Below are 16,441 nucleotides of genomic sequence, written 5' to 3'. Positions count from 1 at the left end.
TGGGCCCGCGCCCGACGGCCCAGGTCCAGGGTGGCCTGCAACTCCTCGTACAGTTCTTCGATCAGGTCGTACAAGAGGTCCTGCTTGCTGGGAAAATGGTGATAAAGCGAGCCCGCGGTCAAGCCCACGTGCGCCGCCAGCTCACGCATGCTGACCTGGCCGAAGCCTTTCTCGGCGAACAGGGCCATGGCCCGGTCACGCCGCTCCTCGAAATTGGCGCAGCGCAGCGCCGCGTTGACCGGGGGCATGGCGCGACTCCGTCAGTAGGTGAAGAAGCCACGACCGCTCTTGCGCCCCAGGTAGCCGGCGGCAACCATCTCCTTGAGCAGCGGGGCGGGGCGGTACTTGCTGTCGTTGAAGCCCTCGTGGAAGGCCTCCATGATCGCCAGCAAGGTGTCCAGGCCCACCAGGTCGGCCAGGGCCAGCGGACCGATCGGCTGGTTGCAGCCCAGGCGCATGCCGGTGTCGATGTCCTCGGCGCTGGCCAGGCCTTCCTGGAATACGAAGATCGCCTCGTTGATCATCGGCACCAGGATCCGGTTGACCACGAAGCCTGGGCGGTTGCCGGCGGTGATCGGCGTCTTGCCGAGCTTCTCGGTGACCAGCAGCGCCTGGGCGTAGGTCGCATCGCTGGTCTGCAGGCCGCGGATGATCTCGACCAGCGCCATCATCGGCACCGGGTTGAAGAAGTGCACGCCGATGAAACGCTGCGGCTGTTCGATACTGGCCGCCAGCTGGGTGACCGACAGCGACGAGGTGTTGGTGGCGATCAGGCACTCGGCGCCGACGTTGGCGGCCACCTGCTGCAGGATGCGCTGCTTGAGGGCGAGGTTCTCGGTGGCCGCCTCGATCACCAGCTGTGCGTCTGCCAGCTGGGCATAATCGGTGCTGGTGCGGATCCGGGCCTTGGCGGCGCTGGCCTTGTCGGCGTCGATGGTGCCCTTGCCGACCTGGCGCTCGAGGTTCTTGCCCAGGGTCGCCACGCCACGCTCCAGCGCGGCGTCGGAGACGTCCACCAGCAGGACCTGGTAGCCGGCCAGCGCGCACACCTGGGCGATGCCGTTGCCCATGGTGCCGGCGCCGATCACGGCGATGTGTTCGATGTTCATGTTGCTGACTCCTTTCAGACGCGTTCGAAGACGACGGCGATGCCTTGGCCGCCGCCGATGCACATGGTGGCCAGGGCGTAGCGGCCCTGGACGCGATGCAGTTCATGGATGGCCTTGGTGGCGATGATCGCGCCGGTGGCGCCGACCGGGTGGCCGAGGGAGATGCCCGAGCCGTTGGGGTTGACCTTCTCCGGGTCGAAGCCCAGGGCGCGGGCCACGGCGCAGGCCTGGGAGGCGAAGGCTTCGTTGGACTCGATCACGTCCAGGTCGGCGACCTTCAGGCCGGCTTTTTCCAGCACCTTCTGCGTGGCCGGGATCGGGCCCAGGCCCATCAGTGCCGGTTCCACACCGGCGTGGGCGTAGGCGACGATGCGCGCCAGCGGCTTGAGGCCCTGGCGGCGCACGGCGTCACCGGTGGCCAGGACCAGGCCGGCGGCGCCATCGTTGATACTGCTGGCGTTGCCGGCGGTGACGGTGCCGTCCTTCTTGAACACCGCCTTCATGGCCGCCAGCTGTTCGGCGCTGGCGTCGCCGCGCACGTTCTCGTCCACGGCGAATTGCACGGGGCCTTTGCGGGTCTTGATCTCGATCGGCACGATCTGGCCGTCGAAGCGGCCTTCGGCGATGGCCCGGGCGGCGCGGCGCTGGCTGGTCAGGGCGACCTCGTCCTGCATCTGGCGGCTGATGCCGTGGGCCGCCGCGACGTTCTCGGCGGTGATGCCCATGTGGAAGTGCTCGAACGGGTCCTGGAGGATGCCGACCATGTAGTCGATACCCTGCAGGTCACCCATGCGCGCGCCCCAGCGGGCCTGCGGCAGCAGGTAGGGGCCGCGGCTCATGGACTCGGCGCCGGCGGCCAGGGCGATGTCGCTGTCGCCCAGCAGCAGGCCCTGGGCGGCCGAGACGATGGCCTGCAGGCCCGAGCCGCACAGGCGGTTGACGCTGAAGGCCGGGGTTTCCTTGGGAATGCCGGCGTTCATCGCCGCGACCCGGCCCAGGTAGGCGTCGCGTGGTTCGGTGGGGATCACGTTGCCCATCACCACATGGCCGATCTGCTCGGCGGCGACGCCCGAGCGCTCGATGGCGGCACGGGTCACCTGGGTGGCGAGGTCGGCCAGGGGCAGGTCCTTGAGCGAACCGCCGAAGCTGCCGATGGCCGAACGTACCGCGCTGACGACGAAGATTTCTGTGCTGCTCATGGGGGGCTCCGTTTGCGAAGGCGTGGCGGGGTGGGAGTGGCTCTGCGAGAATGGCGGCCGCACCCTCCCGGGGTGGATCGAGTCTAGGCAAAGGCACTCAGGCGGCCTATGCCGGATCTGTTCAGTCAACCTGGCATTTTTTGCCACTCAGTATAGACAGCGGACTTCTGCCATGCGCGATAGCGATACGGTCGCGGTGTACTTCCTCAATGCCATGCTTCACGCCTTGCGTGAGCGGCCACAGGCGCGCGATGCCCACCTGCGGGCGGTGGGCATCGACCCGCAGGTGCTGTCCCAGCCGCTGGCGCGGGTACCGGCCAAGGCGTTCGCCCAACTGTGGCTGGCGCTGATCGACGAACTGCACGATGAGTTCTTCCGCCTCGACAGCCATGGCATGCCCCTGGGCAGCTTCGCCCTGATCTGCCGCGGACTGATCCAGGAGCCGACCCTGGGCAAGGCGTTGCGTCAGTGCCTGGGCAGTTTCGCCCTGTTTTTGCGCGACCTGAACGGCAGTGTCACGGTGCGCGGTGCGCGCACCGTGATCAGCGTGCAATCGAACATCGCCGACCCGCTGACCCGGGTCTATGCCGAGGAAACCTACCTGGTCCTGGTGATCGGCCTGCTGTGCTGGCTGGCCGGTCGGCGCATCGCCATCGACCGCACCGAGCTGGCCCTGGGGCGCCCGGCGCAGGAGGATGACGCGCTGCTCTGGGGGCCGGACCTGCGCCTGGGCAGCGGACGCACCGAGGTGGAGTTCGACAGCGCCTGGCTGCGCTTGCCGGTGGTGCAGGACCTGACGGCGCTGAAGGGTTTTCTGCGCAGCGCGCCGCAAGGGCTGGTGATCCGCTTTCGCAACCAGAACGGCCTGGTGGCCGAGGTCTATCGCCACCTGCGCGCCCGCCACTACGGGCAGTGGCCGACGCTCAACGCCATGGCTGAACGGCAGCGGCTCAGCGCCAGCAGCTTTCGCCGCCAGCTGGAGCGAGAGGGGCGCTCGTACCAGCAGATCAAGGACGAAGTACGCCGGGCGATGGCCTTCGAACTCTTGCGCGAAGGCCACCTGAGCATCGCCGAGATCGCCGAGCACACCGGGTTCCAGGAACCCAGCGCGTTTCACCGGGCGTTCAAGAAGTGGACCGGGCAGAGTCCGGGCAGCTATCGGGCCAAGCGCGCCTCTTCGGCATGACGGGGCGTGCTTGGTCCGCTATCGCTAAAGCGGTTCGGGCCTGAACAACGGCTTCTTCATCACGCCCTTGATCCAGACCAGCGCGATCAGCGATACCACCGCCAGCACGATCCCTGCCGTACCGAAGACCTTCAGGTTCATCTCCGGGCTGGGCGAGGCATGCCAGATCGCATACAGCATCCCGCCGATGCCGAACAGCTGCGGCAGCGGATAGAGCGGGGTGCGAAATGGCCTCGCCCGATGCGGGTAGCGCAACCGCAGGGCGATCACGTCAAGGTGCACGATGATGTACGCCAGCAGCCAGGCCAGGGCGGCGGCCAGCAGCAGCAGGTTGATCGCGGCGGCGTCCTGGCCCATCAGCAGGATCGGCAGGCCGGTGATCGCCGCCACGAACAGCACGGCCACCCAGGGCGTGCGCGCCCGCGGACTGAGCTGCTTGAACTGGGGAAACGCCTGGCCATTGCAGGCCATGCCATAGAGCATGCGCGGAATGGCCGCGAGCGAGGTGTTGAGGGTGCTGCAGGTGGCGGTCACCGCGGCGATCACCAGGAACACCTCGCCGGTCTTGCCGAACACCGTGGTGGCGAACAGGTAATGGGGCAGGGCATCGCTGCTCAGGGCTTCGCGGGGCACCAGGAACAATGCACCCAGGCCGTACAGGCCAATGGTGGCGAAGATCACGGTCAGGCCGATGATCATCGAACGCGGAATGTTGCGTTCGGGCTTGCGGGTTTCCTCCACCAGCGAGCAGACGAACTCGGCGCCGACGAAGCCCCACACGGCCATGGCGGTCAGGGCCAGCACCCCGGCGCCCATCGGGTTCCAGTCGCCCTGCAGCAGCGTGGTGGTGACCCCTTCGGCATGACCTTCGCTGATCGCGGCGACGCCGAGGATCAGCAGCACGATCACCATGACCACGGCCATGGCGCTCTGCAGCTTGGCGAAGATGTCGATGCCCATCAGGTTCAGGCCGGTGAACAGCGCGAGCACGCCGAAGGCCACCGAGTATTGCGGGAACACCCCGGGGTAGACCTTGGCGACGATCAGGTCGAGCAACAGCAGTTCGGCCGACAGGGCGAACATGGCCACCACCACGTAGCCGGAGAAGGTCGCCAGGATCGCCGGGAAGTGCCCCAGCGCCACCTCGGTGTAACTCGACAGGCTGCCGGCACGGGGCACCAGCAGGGCCAGTTCGGAGAAGGAAAAGGCGTAGCTCAGGGCCAGCAGGTAGGCCAGCCCCAACGGCACGATGAAGCCCAGGCCGGCGGCACCAACCCCCTGCAGCATCATCACCATCACCCCTTGCGACACCACCAGGCCCACGGCCACCGCCAGCAGCGACCCCAGCCCCAGGACCCGGCGAAAACCGGCTTGATCGTGCTGCACGCTGGCAGGCACGGACGCACTTGCACTCATGACAGTTCCCCGCTCTTTGTTGTTGTAGTTGCGCCAGATACTGGGACAGGGTGCGGGGCGGGGAAATTAGTAAATATGTGGTTGCTAGGCAGGAAAAAGCTAGGCGCTCCTCCAGAGCCCGCCAGGCCTTATTTCAGAACGTCGCCTTGACCTGCAAGCCGAATATCAGCGCATTGTCGATGTCCTTCCCGGAAAACGCTCCCGGCTCGACGATGTACTGCACATCCGGGCGCAGGTTCAGCCAAGCGGTGGCCTGGTAGCCATAGCTCAGCTCGACCAGTTGCTCGGCGCTGTCGAGGTTCGGGAAGGGTTGCCCGGCATCGACGGCCGCCTCTTCCAGCACATCGCGGCTACGTGGGTTCGGTACCGCGCGGCCATACCCCAGGGCAACGGTATCCCGTGGCCGGCTTGCGAACGGCTGGTACAGCACCACGCCAGCGCCGTACCACCGGGTGAATGGCGAGGCGGCCTTGCTCGAGGCCGAGTACTGGCCGAAGGCATGCAGGCTGCGCCCGGGCGATGCCGGGTCGTTCCACACGGCCTGATCGACCAGCAGATAATGTCCGCCACGACCGGCGACTTCCTTGCTGCTGCCGATGCGCTTCACGTTCGAGCTGTCGTAGTAGTAACCGAGCTTGTATTCGCCCGGCAGTTCACCGCGCAGCTTGTACACCAGTTCCACCGGGACCACGGTGCCGGTGGTGTGCTTGGGTCCCAGGTGCCAGGCGCGGCTGGCATTGCCGTTGCTCTCGGGGTCGACATTGAACGCCGCCAGCCGCAGTTGCCAGTCGGGCGCGAGGTCATATTTCACCCGTATGCCGAGGTGGGCGTTGGGGTAGTTGGTCCAGCCGCTGCCGCCGGACATGTTCAGCGGGTGGCCACAGAATCCGGCGTTCATGAAGTTGCACAGGATGCCGCTGTCCAGCCCGCCGAGGTCGTTGCCCATGGCCATGTAGCCGAGCTTGAGGTTGAGCGCGGGCGACAGGTTGCGCTCGTAGCTCAGTTCGGTCAGGCGGGTGTAGAGACCGCCGTAGTTTTCCTGGATCGGCAGGCGGTTGCCTACCAGGTCGTCTGAAGCGCTGTTGCCACGGCGGTCGTTGATAGTCAGCTGGACCTTGCCGCCGTTGTCCAGGCCGTACAGCTTCGACAGGTCGAACTGCACGCCCAGCTTGAGGTTCTGCGAGTAGCGGGCCGAACGGTGCAGGCCACCATGGGCGTTGTAGGCGGTCTCGCCGCTGTAGTCGCCGGTGAAGGTGATGCCGTCTGCCGCGAGCTGGTGGCGCAGGCCGCCCCAGTCGCCGGTCAGGGTATTGTCGGCGGCGAATGCAGCAGTGCTGGCGAGGGCAAGAAGCAGGGTGGGCGTGAGGCGTGAAACGGATGACATTGCGGAGTCTCGGGTTGTCTGAAAGGGCCTCATCGCCGGCAAGCCGGCTCCCACACTGAGTGCATGGACCCTGTGGGAGCCGGCTTGCCGGCGATGCAGGCGACGCGATTACGGCAGGGCGTACGCCATCACGTAGTCGCCACGGTCGGTCGACTGGCGCGCGCCGCCGGCGGTGACCACCACATACTGCTTGCCGGTTTTCGGCGACACATAGGTCATCGGGCCGCCCTGGCTGCCGACCGGCAGGCGGGCCTTCCAGATCTCGTTGCCGTTGCCGCTGTCGTAGGCGCGCAGGTAGAAGTCCTGGGTGCCGGCGATGAACACCAGGCCGCCCTGGGTGGACAGGGTGCCGCCCAGGGTCGGCAGGCCGATCTTGATCGGCAGGTGCATGCGGATGCCCAGAGGGCCGGTGTCCTCGACGGTGCCGACCGGCACCTGCCAGGCGATCTGCCGGGTCTTCATGTCGATGGCGGTGAGGGTGCCGAACGGCGGCGCCTGGCACGGAATACCGGCCACCGACAGGAAGCGGTTCTTGTTCACCGCGTACGGCGTGCCCTTGAGCGGCACCGCGCCCATGCCGGTGTTCAGCGCCTCGCCGCCGCCTGCCGCCGCGCCCTGGTTCTGCGACGGGATCATCTGGATCCACAGGCCCAGGCGCATGTCGTTGACGAAGATGAAGCCATGCACCGGGTCGGTGGAAATGCTGCCCCAGTTCATGCCGCCCAGCGAGCCGGGGAAGCTCAGCGACAGGTCGGTGCCCGGCGCGGTGTACAGGCCGTCGTAGCGCATCTTCTTGAAGTCGATGCGGCACAGCAGTTGGTCGTACGGGGTGGCGCCCCACATGTCCGATTCGGTCAGGGTCTGCGCGCCGATCTGCGGCATGCCCACCGACTTTGGCTGGGTCGGCGAGTACGGCTCGTTAGGGATATTGCCCGGCTTGACCGGGACTTCGTCGACCTGGGTCAGCGGCTTGCCTGTGGCGCGGTCGAGCACGTAGATCTGCCCGGCCTTGGTGCCGATCACCACGGCGGGCACGGTGCTGCCGTCATCTTTGGTGAAGTCGATCAGGCTCGGCTGCATTGGCAGGTCGAAGTCCCAGAGATCGTTATGCACGGTCTGGTACACCCACTTTTGGTTGCCCGTGGTGGCGTCCAGGGCCAGCACCGAGGCGCCGTAGGTGTGGTCAAGCTTGTTGCGCTCGACACCGTAGATATCGGTGGACGAGGAACCCATCGGCAGGAACAGGGTGTTCATCGCCGGGTCGTACGACATTGGCGCCCAGCTGTTGGGGGTGCTGCGCACGTAGGTCCGGTCGCCTTGCGGGGCTTCGCGGTCCTGCGGGTTGCCCGGGTCGAAGGCCCAGCGCTGGGCACCGGTGATCACATCGAAGCCACGGATCACGCCGCCGGGCATGTCGGTCTGTACGTTGTCGGCGACGCGGCCGCCGACCACCACGGTGGTGCCGGCCATCAGCGGTGCCGAGGACAGCTGGTAGTACGAGTCCGGTACGTTGCCCAGGCCGGCCTTGAGGTCGACCTGGCCGTTGTCGCCGAAGCCTTCGCAGAATGCGCCGGTGTCGGCATCGACCGCGATCAGGCGGGCATCGATGGTGTTGGTCAGCAGGCGGCGCTGGCAGTTGGCGCCGGCCGGCACGCTGCTCACGCTGACCGGCGTGCTGTCAGGCTGGGTCGGCTGGGCGATCGGCGCGCTGGCGTCGAAGTAGGCCAGGCCGCGGCAGCGCTGCCAGACCTTGGACTGGGCGTTGATGGCGTTCTTCCACAGTTCCTTGCCGGTGTCGGCGTCGAGGGCGATCAGGTTGTTGTGCGGGGTGCAGATGAACACCTTGTCGCCTACCTGCAGTGGGGTGAGCTGGTCTTCGGCGCCGTTGCCGTCGCTGAGGGCGACGTCATCGGTGTGGTAGGTCCAGGCCACCTTGAGCTGGTCGACGTTGCCTCGGTTGATCTGGTCCAGCGCGGCGAAGCGGCTGCCGCCCTCGGTGTTGCCGTAGTGGGCCCAGTCCTTCTGCTGCTGGCCGGGTTCCACCGGCGTCTGGCCTGGGCCCTTGCCGGTGGGGGCGACGCTGGGATGGGCGACGAACATGTTGCCGGCGGCGATCACCAGCGCCACGCCCAGCAGGCCGGCGACGCCATAGGCGCCACGCGCCGGGCGTCGGACCAGTTGCGGATACACCAGCGCCACCACCAGGCCGATGGCGGCAAACATGAACAGCCGCGAGAACAACGGCCAGAACGCCAGCCCGGTGTCGGCCACGGCCCAGATCGCGGTGCCGGCGAGGAACAGCGCGTACAGCCAGGCGCCAGCGGGCTTGCGACGGGCGATGAGGATCCCGGCAATGGCCATGGCCAGGCCGCCGACCAGGAAGTACCAGGAACCGCCCAGGCCGGCCAGCTTTACGCCGCCGGCGGCCAGGAGCAGGCCGAGCAGGGCGATGACGACGCCCAGTCCGACCAGGATGAAGGTTGAGGCGCCGGAGGCGCGGGGTGAGTCTTTCATGCCAGGGATCTCGCAGGTGGAATGCGAGAAGTTTAAGCCCTTAGCAAGCTAATTAACAAGTTAGTACATTTTGTTTCGTGCAAGATCCTATAGGCTGTGCGTTTCCCCGTGTGGGAGCGGCGCTTACCCCTGTAGTGATGAGTAAGCGCTCAAACCTGCAACCCCTCCAGCAAACAGCGCAGCGCCCCCTTCACCCGCTCCGCCGCCGCTTGCGGATCGTCCTGGGCAATTACCCACATGCCGCTGTCGCCCATCGCGCCATTGATCAGGTGGGCCATGGCCACGGCGTCGAAGGCGCGCAGCCTGCCGGCCTGCTGCAACTCAACCAGCCCTTGGGCCATGGGCCCGATGTAGCTGGCTTCCTCCAGTTCGCGCAGCCGAGGGCCGAGCACCCCGGGGGCGTCTTGCAGCAGGATGCGGCGCAGGGCCGGCTCGTGCAGCAGGTCGTAGTAGTACAGGCAGGTGTCGATATAGCCCTCCCACGGGTCGTCATGAGTGGCGTAGCGGGCATCGATCGCCTGGTTGATCTCCTCGAGCAGGTGCTGCACCACAGCGGTGAACAGCCCAGCCTTGCCGCCAAAATGGTGGTGCAGGGCCCCGCGGGTGAGGTCGGCCTCGGCGCACAGTTCGTCCATCACCACGGCGGCAAAGCCCTTTTCGGCGAACTGGTGGCGGGCGACGGCGATCAGCCGTTCGGTGGTGTCCGCGCTCATGGCGGCGCGGCTGCGGCGAGGGGTGGGCATGGAGGGCTCCGGGTAAAAAACGATGGCTGCAAATTAGCATACGTTGCGTATGTCAATAAATGTCATTAGCATACGCGGCGTATGTCAATTGGAGATGGCTACCGTGACTGCCCTCGCTTCACCCAAGAATGTTGCCTGGCTGGGCGAGCTGCCTGGCCTGTTGCGCCTGGCGCTGCCGCTGGTGCTGGGCCTGTCGGCGGCCGAACTGATCAGCCTGACCGATACCGTGCTGCTGGCCTCGCTGGGCACCGTGGTACTGGCCTGTGTCGCGCTGACCAGCAGCGCCGGGCTGATCTTCCATGCCGGGCTGTACGGCATGCTCGCCACCCTCAGCGTGCGCGTCGGCCATGCCCATGGCGCCGACGACCCCGGCGCCGTGGCACGCACGCTGCGTGCCGGGCTGGGTTATGGCCTGCTGGTGGGTATCCTCGGCTGCCTGGCGATGCTGGCCTGCCTGCCCTTGGTGCAATGGTTGGGCGTACCGCTGCCCGACGTGGCGCTGCTGACGCCGTACTGGCAGGCCATGGCGGTATTCCTGATCCCGTACTGCCTGGCGGTGGTGTTCAAGGACGTGCTGGAAGCCATCGGCCGGCCCTGGGTGGGCGTGCTGCTGGTGATGAGCGCGGTGTTGTTCAACATTCCGCTGAGCTATGGGCTGATCCACGGCCATTTCGGCTTGCCGGCGCTGGGCCTGCTGGGGGCGGGTATCGCCAGTGTGATCGCCGAATCGCTGGCGGTGCTGCTGGCCCTGGCTTACTGGCGCCTGGCGCCCTCGCTGGCGAGTTACCGTCAGGCTGCCCAAGGGGCACGATTGACCTGGCGCACGCTGTTGAGCGAGGGCTGGCCGCTGGGCCTGGGGTATCTTGCCGAGGCCGGCGCGGTGGTGATCGCTGCCTGGATGCTCGGCTGGCTGGGCAATGCAGCCCTGGCGGCCAACCAGGTAGTGCAGTCGATCGGCGCGCTGCTGTACATGCTGCCGCTGGGCATGGCGGCGGCGGTCAGCATCCGCATCAGCCAGGCCCAGGGCCGCGGCGAGACGGCACGCATCCGCGCCATCGGCAGCGCCACCTTTGCCAGCGTCACTGCCTGGATGCTGGTGGCCACCGTGCTGCTGGCGCTGTTCGGGCGCTCCATCGCCGAGGCCATGAGCGACGACCCGCAGGTAATCGCCATCGCCGTGCCGATGTTCGTGGTGGTCGCGGCCATGCAGGTGGCCGATGGTCTGCAGTCCACCGCGCTGGGCGCCTTGCGCGGCCTGCAGGACTATCGCTGGCCGGTGGGCGTGACCCTGGTCAGCTACTGGCTGCTGGCGCTGCCACTGAGCTACTGGCTGGCCTTGCACTCCTCGCTGGGCGCGGTGGGCGTCTGGGTCGGCTTCGCCTGCGGCCTGACCGTGGCGGCGGTGCTGCTGCCGTGGCGGTTCTATCGCCTGCAGGCAACGCCCGCCACGGCGGTACTGGCTCAGCCCTGATAGAACACCGCCAGCCATACCGTCGCCACGCCGGGCTCGGTCCATTCCACCCGGTGGCGGCAACCGGGCGGGATGTCCAGATGGTCGCCGGGGCGCAGCACGCGGGTATGTGGCTCGTGCTCCAGGCGCAGCCCGGCGCTGCCGCTGAGCACGACCACCCATTCGCCCTCGGCCTGGTCGTACCAGAACCCCGGCGGGCTGGACTGGCCGCTGGAGACGATACGCTCGATGCGCAGGCCCGGGCGCCGGAGCAGGTCGGTGAACTGCTCGTCGGCGTCGGGCGCGAGCGGCGGCAGGGCGCTGAACAGGTTGTCGGGCATGGGCGTCTCGCGTGGTTGATTCCAGTCGGTGATTGTAGGAAGGTTTTGGCCTTTGCCCCCTGGAAGATTGACGATGGACAAGCTGCTGGCTCTGAAGGTGTTCATGGCCACCGCCGAGGCCGGCGGCTTTTCCGCCGCCGCGCGCAGGCTCGGGGTGGCGACCTCCTCGGTGACCCGCCAGGTCGACGCCCTGGAACTCGAGCTGGGGGCCAGCCTGCTCAACCGCTCGACCCGCCAGGTAAGCCTGACCGAAGCCGGCGCCAGCTACTACCAGCGGGCCCGCGAGATTCTCGAGGCCCTGGCCGAGGCCGACGCCAGTGTCGCCGACCGCGGCGAAGAGCCGGTCGGCGTGTTGCGCCTGTGCCTGCCGGTGGAGTTCGGTCGCCGGGTCATCGCTCCGCACCTGGGCGCGTTCCTCGCCCGTTACCCGGCACTGGAGCTGGACATCGACCTGAGCGACCGCTTTGACGACCTGCTCGATGGCCGCTACGACCTGAGCATCCGCCTTGGCGAGCCGGCGCCCAGTGATGAACTGGTGTGTCGCCCGCTGGGGCGCTTCGAGCGCTGGTTGGTGGCCAGCCCGGCATACCTGCGCCAGCAGCCGGTGCTCAGCGAGCCGCAGCAACTGGCCGCGTGCGCCTGCCTGCGTTTTCGCTACGGCCAATCGGCGCGGCCGTGGCGGCTAAGCCTGGGCGAGCAGCGCCTGGAACTGGACGTCAGCGGCCCGTTGCGCAGCGCCAACGCCGACCTCTTGCGTGAGGCGGCCATTGCCGGCAGCGGCGTGGCGCTGCTGGCCGACTGGCTGGTGCGCGAGGATGTCGAGGCCGGGCGCCTGCAGCGGCTGTTCGCCGACTGGACGGTGAGCCCGGGGGCGGCCAGCGCCAGCATCAACGCCCTGTACCTGCCCAACCACCGTGGCTCGCGCCGGGTGATGGCGTTCGTCGCCTTCTGCGAGGGGCTTCTGGCCGGCTGAGGCGTTGCGCGCCGCGCAAAGGCCCGTTGCGCGGGCGATGGATTCTCGCCGGGGCGGATGTCCGTCACCCTTCGCGCACATCCTTTCGCAAGCCGAGGTACCCTCGAATGAATCCCTCCCTCGCCGTCGCCCAGGCAACGGCCCCGGGCCTGAGCCGGGCCCTGGTGACGCTGCTGGCGTTCTGCTGCGGCGCCATCGTCGCCAACATCTACTACGCCCAGCCCATCGTCGGCCTGATCGCGCCGGACCTGGGGCTGTCCACCGAGCGGGCCAGCCTGATCGTGTCCCTGACCCAGATCGGCTATGCCCTGGGCTTGTTGTTCCTGGTGCCGCTGGCCGACCTGCTGGAGAACCGCCGGCTGATGATCGCCACGGCGGTGCTGGCCACCGGCAGCCTGTTGCTGGCCGGCACCAGTGGTCACGGGCAGGGCGAGGTGTTCCTGCTGTACGCGCTGCTGATCGGCTTCAGCTCGGTGGCGGTGCAGATGCTGATACCACTGGCGGCGCACCTGGCGCCGGAGCGCGAGCGTGGCCGGGTGGTCGGCAACATCATGGGTGGGTTGCTGCTGGGCATCCTGCTGGCGCGGCCGCTGGCGAGCCTGGTGGCCGATCACTTCGGCTGGCGCGCGGTGTTTGTCGGCGCCGCCGGGGTGATGGTGGCGATCATCCTGCTGCTGGCGTTGACCTTGCCGCGCCGGCTGCCGGAGCACAAGGCCAGTTATGCTGGGCTGATGGCTTCGTTGCTGGTGCTGTTGCGCCGCCATCCGGTGTTGCGCCAGCGGGCGCTGTACCAGGCGCTGATGTTCGCCGCCTTCAGCCTGTACTGGACGGCGGTGCCGCTGGCGCTGGCTGGCGAGCACGGCCTGTCGCAGAGCCAGATCGCGCTGTTCGCCCTGGTGGGCGCGGTGGGCGCGGTGGCGGCGCCGCTGGCCGGGCGCCTGGCCGATGCCGGGCATGCGCGACGCGCTTCGCTGCTGGCGATGGCCCTGGCGCCACTGGCGTTACTGCTTGGCTTGAGCGCACCGGGCGCCAGCGTGATCGGCCTGGGGTTGACCGGGGTGCTGCTGGATTTCGCCGTGCAGATGAACATGGTCATCGGCCAGCGTGAGGTGTACGCGCTGGATCCGGCCAGCCGTGGCCGGCTCAATGCCCTCTACATGACCAGCATCTTCCTCGGTGGGGCGCTGGGCTCGGCGCTGGCCAGCGGGGTGTACGCGCAGTACGGCTGGAGCGGCGTGGCGTTGCTGGGGGCGGGATTGCCGGCGGTTGCGCTGGGGGTGTTCCTGGTTGTTTCCCGGCGATGATCCCCGGGGCTTCTATCGTCCCAGCGGCAGGGCCACGCCGATCAGTGCGAACAGGCTCCCGCAACAGCGATTGAACCACCGGCCACCCTTGGCCAGCCACGGGCGGATGCGAAACGCCAGACGTGCCAGCAGGTACTCCACCAGGCATTCGACACTGGCGAAGGTCGCCGCCATCACCACGAACTGCACCAGCAGGCCACGCTGCGGGTCGATGAACTGGGGCAGGAACGCGCCATAGAACAGCAGCACCTTGGGGTTGGCCACAGCCGAAAGGCAGCCCTGGCGGAACAACCCGGCATTGCTCAGCGCCACACCGCCGCGCGGTTGTTCCAGGTGCAGCGCCGGTATGCGCCACAGCTGGATCCCAAGCCAGACCAGGTAGGCCCCGCCGATCCACTTGAGCACCGTCAGCACCGAGGCCGAGGCCTGCAGCAGGGCGCTCAGGCCGAACATGGTCAGGGCGATCAGGAGACTGAAGCCCAGCACGCCGCCAAGGATGGTGAACAGCGTGCGGCGGGCGCCGTACAGCGCGCCATGGGTCAGGGCCAGCAGGCTGTTCGGACCTGGGGTCAGCGACAGTCCGATGCTGGCGAGCAGGTAGATGAGCCAGGTGTCGAGTGCCATGGGGGAGCCTTGTGGAAGTGCAGGGCGCCAGTGTAGGGCAGGGCAGTGGAAATACAGGGTAGTATCTGGTCATAGAATGGTTATATCTGGACATTCCTGAATGACACCCGACCTGCGCCTGCTGATCCTGCCTTTACCGGAGTTCGCCTTGCTGCCGTTCGGCGCGTTCCTCGACAAGCTGCGCTTCTCCGCCGACGACGAGGACTACAGCCGTCAGCGCTATTGCCGTTGGACCGTGCTCGGGCTGGACCGGGAGCCGGTGGTTTCCAGCAGCGCAGCGATTGTCCAGGTCGAGGCAACCCCTGCGCAGATCCGCTGGGGCGACTACGACCACCTGGTGCTGTTCGGCGGGCGCAACGCCAGTGCCACGGCGGCCTTGGCACCGCGCTACAAGGCCCTTTTGAAGCAGGCGAGCAAGGCCGGGGTGAAGCTGGTGTGTGTCGACAACGCGGCCTTCCTGTTGGCGGCCTGCGGCCTGCTGGACGGTCATCAGGTGGTGGTGCACTGGCGCCATGAAGCGGAGTTTCGCCTGGCCTTTCCCCGCGTGCGCCTGTTGACCGGGCAGCTGTTCTGCTTCGACGGTGAGCGCATCACCTGTGCCGGCGGCACGGCGGCCATCGACCTGGCGGTGGAGCTGATCGCCCGCGCCAGTGGCCGTGCCCGGGCGCTGAAGGGCCTGGCCGACATGCTGGTGGACGAAAGCCGGGACAGCCAGCACGCCTTGCGTTCGCTGGAGGCCGGCGCCGGGCAGGCACGCCAGGTGCAGCGGGCCACGGCGCTGATGCGCCATCACCTGGCGACGCAGCTGCCGGTGGAGGTATTGGCGGCAGAACTGGGCATCAGCCGGCGCCAGCTCGACCGCCAGTTCCAGGCTTGTCATGGCATGAGCGCCAAGGCCTGGTGGCAGGAGCTACGCCTGCAGCAGGCGCGCTGGCGCTTGCTCAACTCCAGCCACAGCCTGGCGCAGATCGCCGATGAAGTGGGGATGGGGGATGCCAGCTACCTGGGCAAGTGGGTGCGGCGGCGGTTTGGTTGCACGGCACTGGCGTTACGCAGGTCGGGCCATGCGCCGTCCCTGTAGGAGCGGCCTTGCGTCGCGAAAGGGCTGCGCAGCGGCGCCTATTTCGGGAATCGCTGAAATTGCCGGGGCCGCTTTGCGGCCCTTTCGCGACGCAAGGCCGCTCCCACAGGTGCTGTGCATGGCAGGCGGATTCGTTCCCTACTGCGGCGTACCGAACAACCCCGTCCAGTAGATCCCGGCATCGCTCTTCGGATCCACCGCATACGCCGCTCCCAGTTCACGGAAGTCCGGGTTCATCAGCGTGGCGCAGTGCCCTGGGCTGGCCAGCCAGCCATCGACCACCTTGCGCGCGGTGTCGCGCCCGGCGGCGATGTTTTCGCCGATCTGCCGGTACAGGTAGCCGGCCAGCTCCGCCCGGTCGCCCGGAGTACGACCATCGCGGTCGAGATGATCGAAGAAATTCTGGTTGGCCATGGCCCGGGTGTGGTTGGCGGCCACACCCGCCAGGGTGGCGTTCCAGGCCAGCGCGGGGGCGGCGGCGAACGGCTGGCCGCCGCACTGGCGGGGCAGCTGGCGTGCGGCGTTGATCTCCTGCAGCAGCTTCTGGCCTTCGGCCTGCCAGTCGCCCAGGCGGGCACTGAGCAGCGGCCGGGCCAGGACGATGCGCCAGTCTCGGCCCTCCTGGCTGACGCCGATGTCGACGAACTGCGGGTCGAGCACCACTTGGCAGAAGCTCTCCTCGATGGCCTTCATCGCCGCCTGGGCGTCCCGCGGGCCGGACAGGCTGATGGCCTGGACATTGACCATCGGGTAGGCGGCGCGGGTCATGGCCTGCTGCAGGTCGCGGGTGCCTTCGGGCGACAGCGCCAGGCGGGTGTCGCTGTTGAGCGGCGGCAGCTCCAGCGAGGCTTCGCCACCACAGCGCTGGGCTTGGCTGCGGTAGACGTTGATCGTATCGATCAGTTGCGCCTCTTCACCGGTGAAGGCCTGGGCGCTGGTCGCGGCGAGCAGGCCCAGCGTCAGGCCGATGAGGCAGGCAACGGATGGGACGCGCATGTGGATCTCCCTGTAACTGGCAGCGTCTGGATCTGCGCTGCCCATCCTACACAACGGCAAGGCTTTTGGCCTGGCCATGTGCAGCGTGAAAAAGCGGGCCTTGGCAATCGAATGCGGTTGG

The 16,441-nt window shown here is 67.7% G+C and carries 15 protein-coding genes; 5 read left to right on the top strand and 10 right to left on the bottom strand.

Annotated features, from left to right (window positions below; all coding sequences use genetic code 11):
- The 3 genes from CC207_RS03935 to CC207_RS03925 form a co-directional block, all read right to left on the bottom strand.
- Positions 1-248: helix-turn-helix domain-containing protein (locus CC207_RS03935; protein WP_143496061.1), on the bottom strand; the 248-nt coding region annotated here is incomplete at its 3' end.
- 12 nt (positions 249-260) lie between these two features.
- Positions 261-1,109, bottom strand: a complete 849-nt coding sequence (locus CC207_RS03930) for a 3-hydroxybutyryl-CoA dehydrogenase (RefSeq protein WP_028690700.1) — start codon at positions 1,107-1,109, stop codon at positions 261-263.
- 14 nt (positions 1,110-1,123) lie between these two features.
- Complete coding sequence (locus CC207_RS03925) at positions 1,124-2,308, bottom strand: acetyl-CoA C-acyltransferase family protein (protein ID WP_028690701.1); 1,185 nt, start codon at positions 2,306-2,308, stop codon at positions 1,124-1,126.
- A 172-nt stretch (positions 2,309-2,480) separates the two neighbouring features.
- Here CC207_RS03925 and CC207_RS03920 point away from each other — a divergent pair, with 172 nt between their 5' ends.
- Positions 2,481-3,494, top strand: coding sequence for an AraC family transcriptional regulator (locus CC207_RS03920; RefSeq protein ID WP_028690702.1), 1,014 nt, complete (start codon positions 2,481-2,483; stop codon positions 3,492-3,494).
- Positions 3,495-3,518: 24 nt separating this feature from the next.
- On the opposite strand, the gene CC207_RS03915 is transcribed toward CC207_RS03920, so the two are convergent.
- From CC207_RS03915 to CC207_RS03900, 4 genes are all read right to left on the bottom strand, one after another.
- On the bottom strand, positions 3,519-4,910 hold the full coding sequence (locus tag CC207_RS03915; protein WP_088851623.1) for an APC family permease: 1,392 nt from the start codon (positions 4,908-4,910) through the stop codon (positions 3,519-3,521).
- A 133-nt stretch (positions 4,911-5,043) separates the two neighbouring features.
- A complete protein-coding gene (locus tag CC207_RS03910) occupies positions 5,044-6,294 on the bottom strand; it encodes a carbohydrate porin (RefSeq protein ID WP_088851622.1) in 1,251 nt (416 codons plus the stop codon).
- 108 nt (positions 6,295-6,402) lie between these two features.
- A complete protein-coding gene (locus CC207_RS03905) occupies positions 6,403-8,808 on the bottom strand; it encodes a glucose/quinate/shikimate family membrane-bound PQQ-dependent dehydrogenase (protein ID WP_088851621.1) in 2,406 nt (801 codons plus the stop codon).
- Positions 8,809-8,957: 149 nt separating this feature from the next.
- Complete coding sequence (locus CC207_RS03900) at positions 8,958-9,551, bottom strand: TetR/AcrR family transcriptional regulator (protein ID WP_062363304.1); 594 nt, start codon at positions 9,549-9,551, stop codon at positions 8,958-8,960.
- Positions 9,552-9,654: 103 nt separating this feature from the next.
- Between CC207_RS03900 and CC207_RS03895 the strand changes: the two genes are divergently transcribed.
- Positions 9,655-11,022 (top strand): MATE family efflux transporter, encoded by a 1,368-nt coding sequence (locus CC207_RS03895; protein WP_158216131.1) that lies wholly within the window; start codon positions 9,655-9,657, stop codon positions 11,020-11,022.
- Here the strand turns inward: CC207_RS03895 and CC207_RS03890 are convergent.
- Positions 11,013-11,342 carry a cupin domain-containing protein gene (locus CC207_RS03890; RefSeq protein ID WP_028690708.1) on the bottom strand — a complete coding sequence of 110 codons (330 nt, stop codon included), beginning with the start codon at positions 11,340-11,342 and terminating at the stop codon, positions 11,013-11,015. The genes CC207_RS03895 and CC207_RS03890 overlap by 10 nt on opposite strands.
- A gap of 73 nt (positions 11,343-11,415) precedes the next feature.
- Between CC207_RS03890 and CC207_RS03885 the strand changes: the two genes are divergently transcribed.
- Both CC207_RS03885 and CC207_RS03880 read left to right on the top strand, forming a co-directional pair.
- Positions 11,416-12,315 carry a LysR family transcriptional regulator gene (locus tag CC207_RS03885; RefSeq protein WP_028690709.1) on the top strand — a complete coding sequence of 300 codons (900 nt, stop codon included), beginning with the start codon at positions 11,416-11,418 and terminating at the stop codon, positions 12,313-12,315.
- A 107-nt stretch (positions 12,316-12,422) separates the two neighbouring features.
- Positions 12,423-13,619, top strand: a complete 1,197-nt coding sequence (locus CC207_RS03880) for an MFS transporter (protein WP_088851619.1) — start codon at positions 12,423-12,425, stop codon at positions 13,617-13,619.
- Positions 13,620-13,631: 12 nt separating this feature from the next.
- Here CC207_RS03880 and CC207_RS03875 read toward each other — a convergent pair whose 3' ends face one another.
- Positions 13,632-14,243 carry a LysE family translocator gene (locus CC207_RS03875; protein WP_028690711.1) on the bottom strand — a complete coding sequence of 204 codons (612 nt, stop codon included), beginning with the start codon at positions 14,241-14,243 and terminating at the stop codon, positions 13,632-13,634.
- Positions 14,244-14,343: 100 nt separating this feature from the next.
- On the opposite strand from CC207_RS03875, the gene CC207_RS03870 reads away from it, so the two are divergent.
- Entirely contained in the window at positions 14,344-15,324 is a 981-nt protein-coding gene (locus CC207_RS03870) for a GlxA family transcriptional regulator (RefSeq protein WP_088851618.1), read from the top strand.
- A gap of 138 nt (positions 15,325-15,462) precedes the next feature.
- Here CC207_RS03870 and CC207_RS03865 read toward each other — a convergent pair whose 3' ends face one another.
- Positions 15,463-16,320, bottom strand: a complete 858-nt coding sequence (locus CC207_RS03865; RefSeq protein WP_088851617.1) for a CAP domain-containing protein — start codon at positions 16,318-16,320, stop codon at positions 15,463-15,465.
- Positions 16,321-16,441 lie beyond the last annotated feature (121 nt).

The sequence above is a fragment of the Pseudomonas sp. DrBHI1 genome (assembly GCF_002205115.1).
Taxonomy (GTDB): domain Bacteria; phylum Pseudomonadota; class Gammaproteobacteria; order Pseudomonadales; family Pseudomonadaceae; genus Aquipseudomonas; species Aquipseudomonas mosselii.
The sequence above is the reverse complement of the archived record's forward strand: the minus strand, read 5'-3'. Positions and strand labels throughout refer to the sequence as shown.

Coding starts and splice junctions, on each gene's coding strand:
- CC207_RS03930 (WP_028690700.1), bottom strand. CDS start 1,109: ATGAACATCGAACACATCGCCGTGATCGGCGCCGGCACCATGGGCAAC.
- CC207_RS03925 (WP_028690701.1), bottom strand. CDS start 2,308: ATGAGCAGCACAGAAATCTTCGTCGTCAGCGCGGTACGTTCGGCCATC.
- CC207_RS03920 (WP_028690702.1), top strand. CDS start 2,481: ATGCGCGATAGCGATACGGTCGCGGTGTACTTCCTCAATGCCATGCTT.
- CC207_RS03915 (WP_088851623.1), bottom strand. CDS start 4,910: ATGAGTGCAAGTGCGTCCGTGCCTGCCAGCGTGCAGCACGATCAAGCC.
- CC207_RS03910 (WP_088851622.1), bottom strand. CDS start 6,294: ATGTCATCCGTTTCACGCCTCACGCCCACCCTGCTTCTTGCCCTCGCC.
- CC207_RS03905 (WP_088851621.1), bottom strand. CDS start 8,808: ATGAAAGACTCACCCCGCGCCTCCGGCGCCTCAACCTTCATCCTGGTC.
- CC207_RS03900 (WP_062363304.1), bottom strand. CDS start 9,551: ATGCCCACCCCTCGCCGCAGCCGCGCCGCCATGAGCGCGGACACCACC.
- CC207_RS03890 (WP_028690708.1), bottom strand. CDS start 11,342: ATGCCCGACAACCTGTTCAGCGCCCTGCCGCCGCTCGCGCCCGACGCC.
- CC207_RS03885 (WP_028690709.1), top strand. CDS start 11,416: ATGGACAAGCTGCTGGCTCTGAAGGTGTTCATGGCCACCGCCGAGGCC.
- CC207_RS03880 (WP_088851619.1), top strand. CDS start 12,423: ATGAATCCCTCCCTCGCCGTCGCCCAGGCAACGGCCCCGGGCCTGAGC.
- CC207_RS03875 (WP_028690711.1), bottom strand. CDS start 14,243: ATGGCACTCGACACCTGGCTCATCTACCTGCTCGCCAGCATCGGACTG.
- CC207_RS03870 (WP_088851618.1), top strand. CDS start 14,344: ATGACACCCGACCTGCGCCTGCTGATCCTGCCTTTACCGGAGTTCGCC.
- CC207_RS03865 (WP_088851617.1), bottom strand. CDS start 16,320: ATGCGCGTCCCATCCGTTGCCTGCCTCATCGGCCTGACGCTGGGCCTG.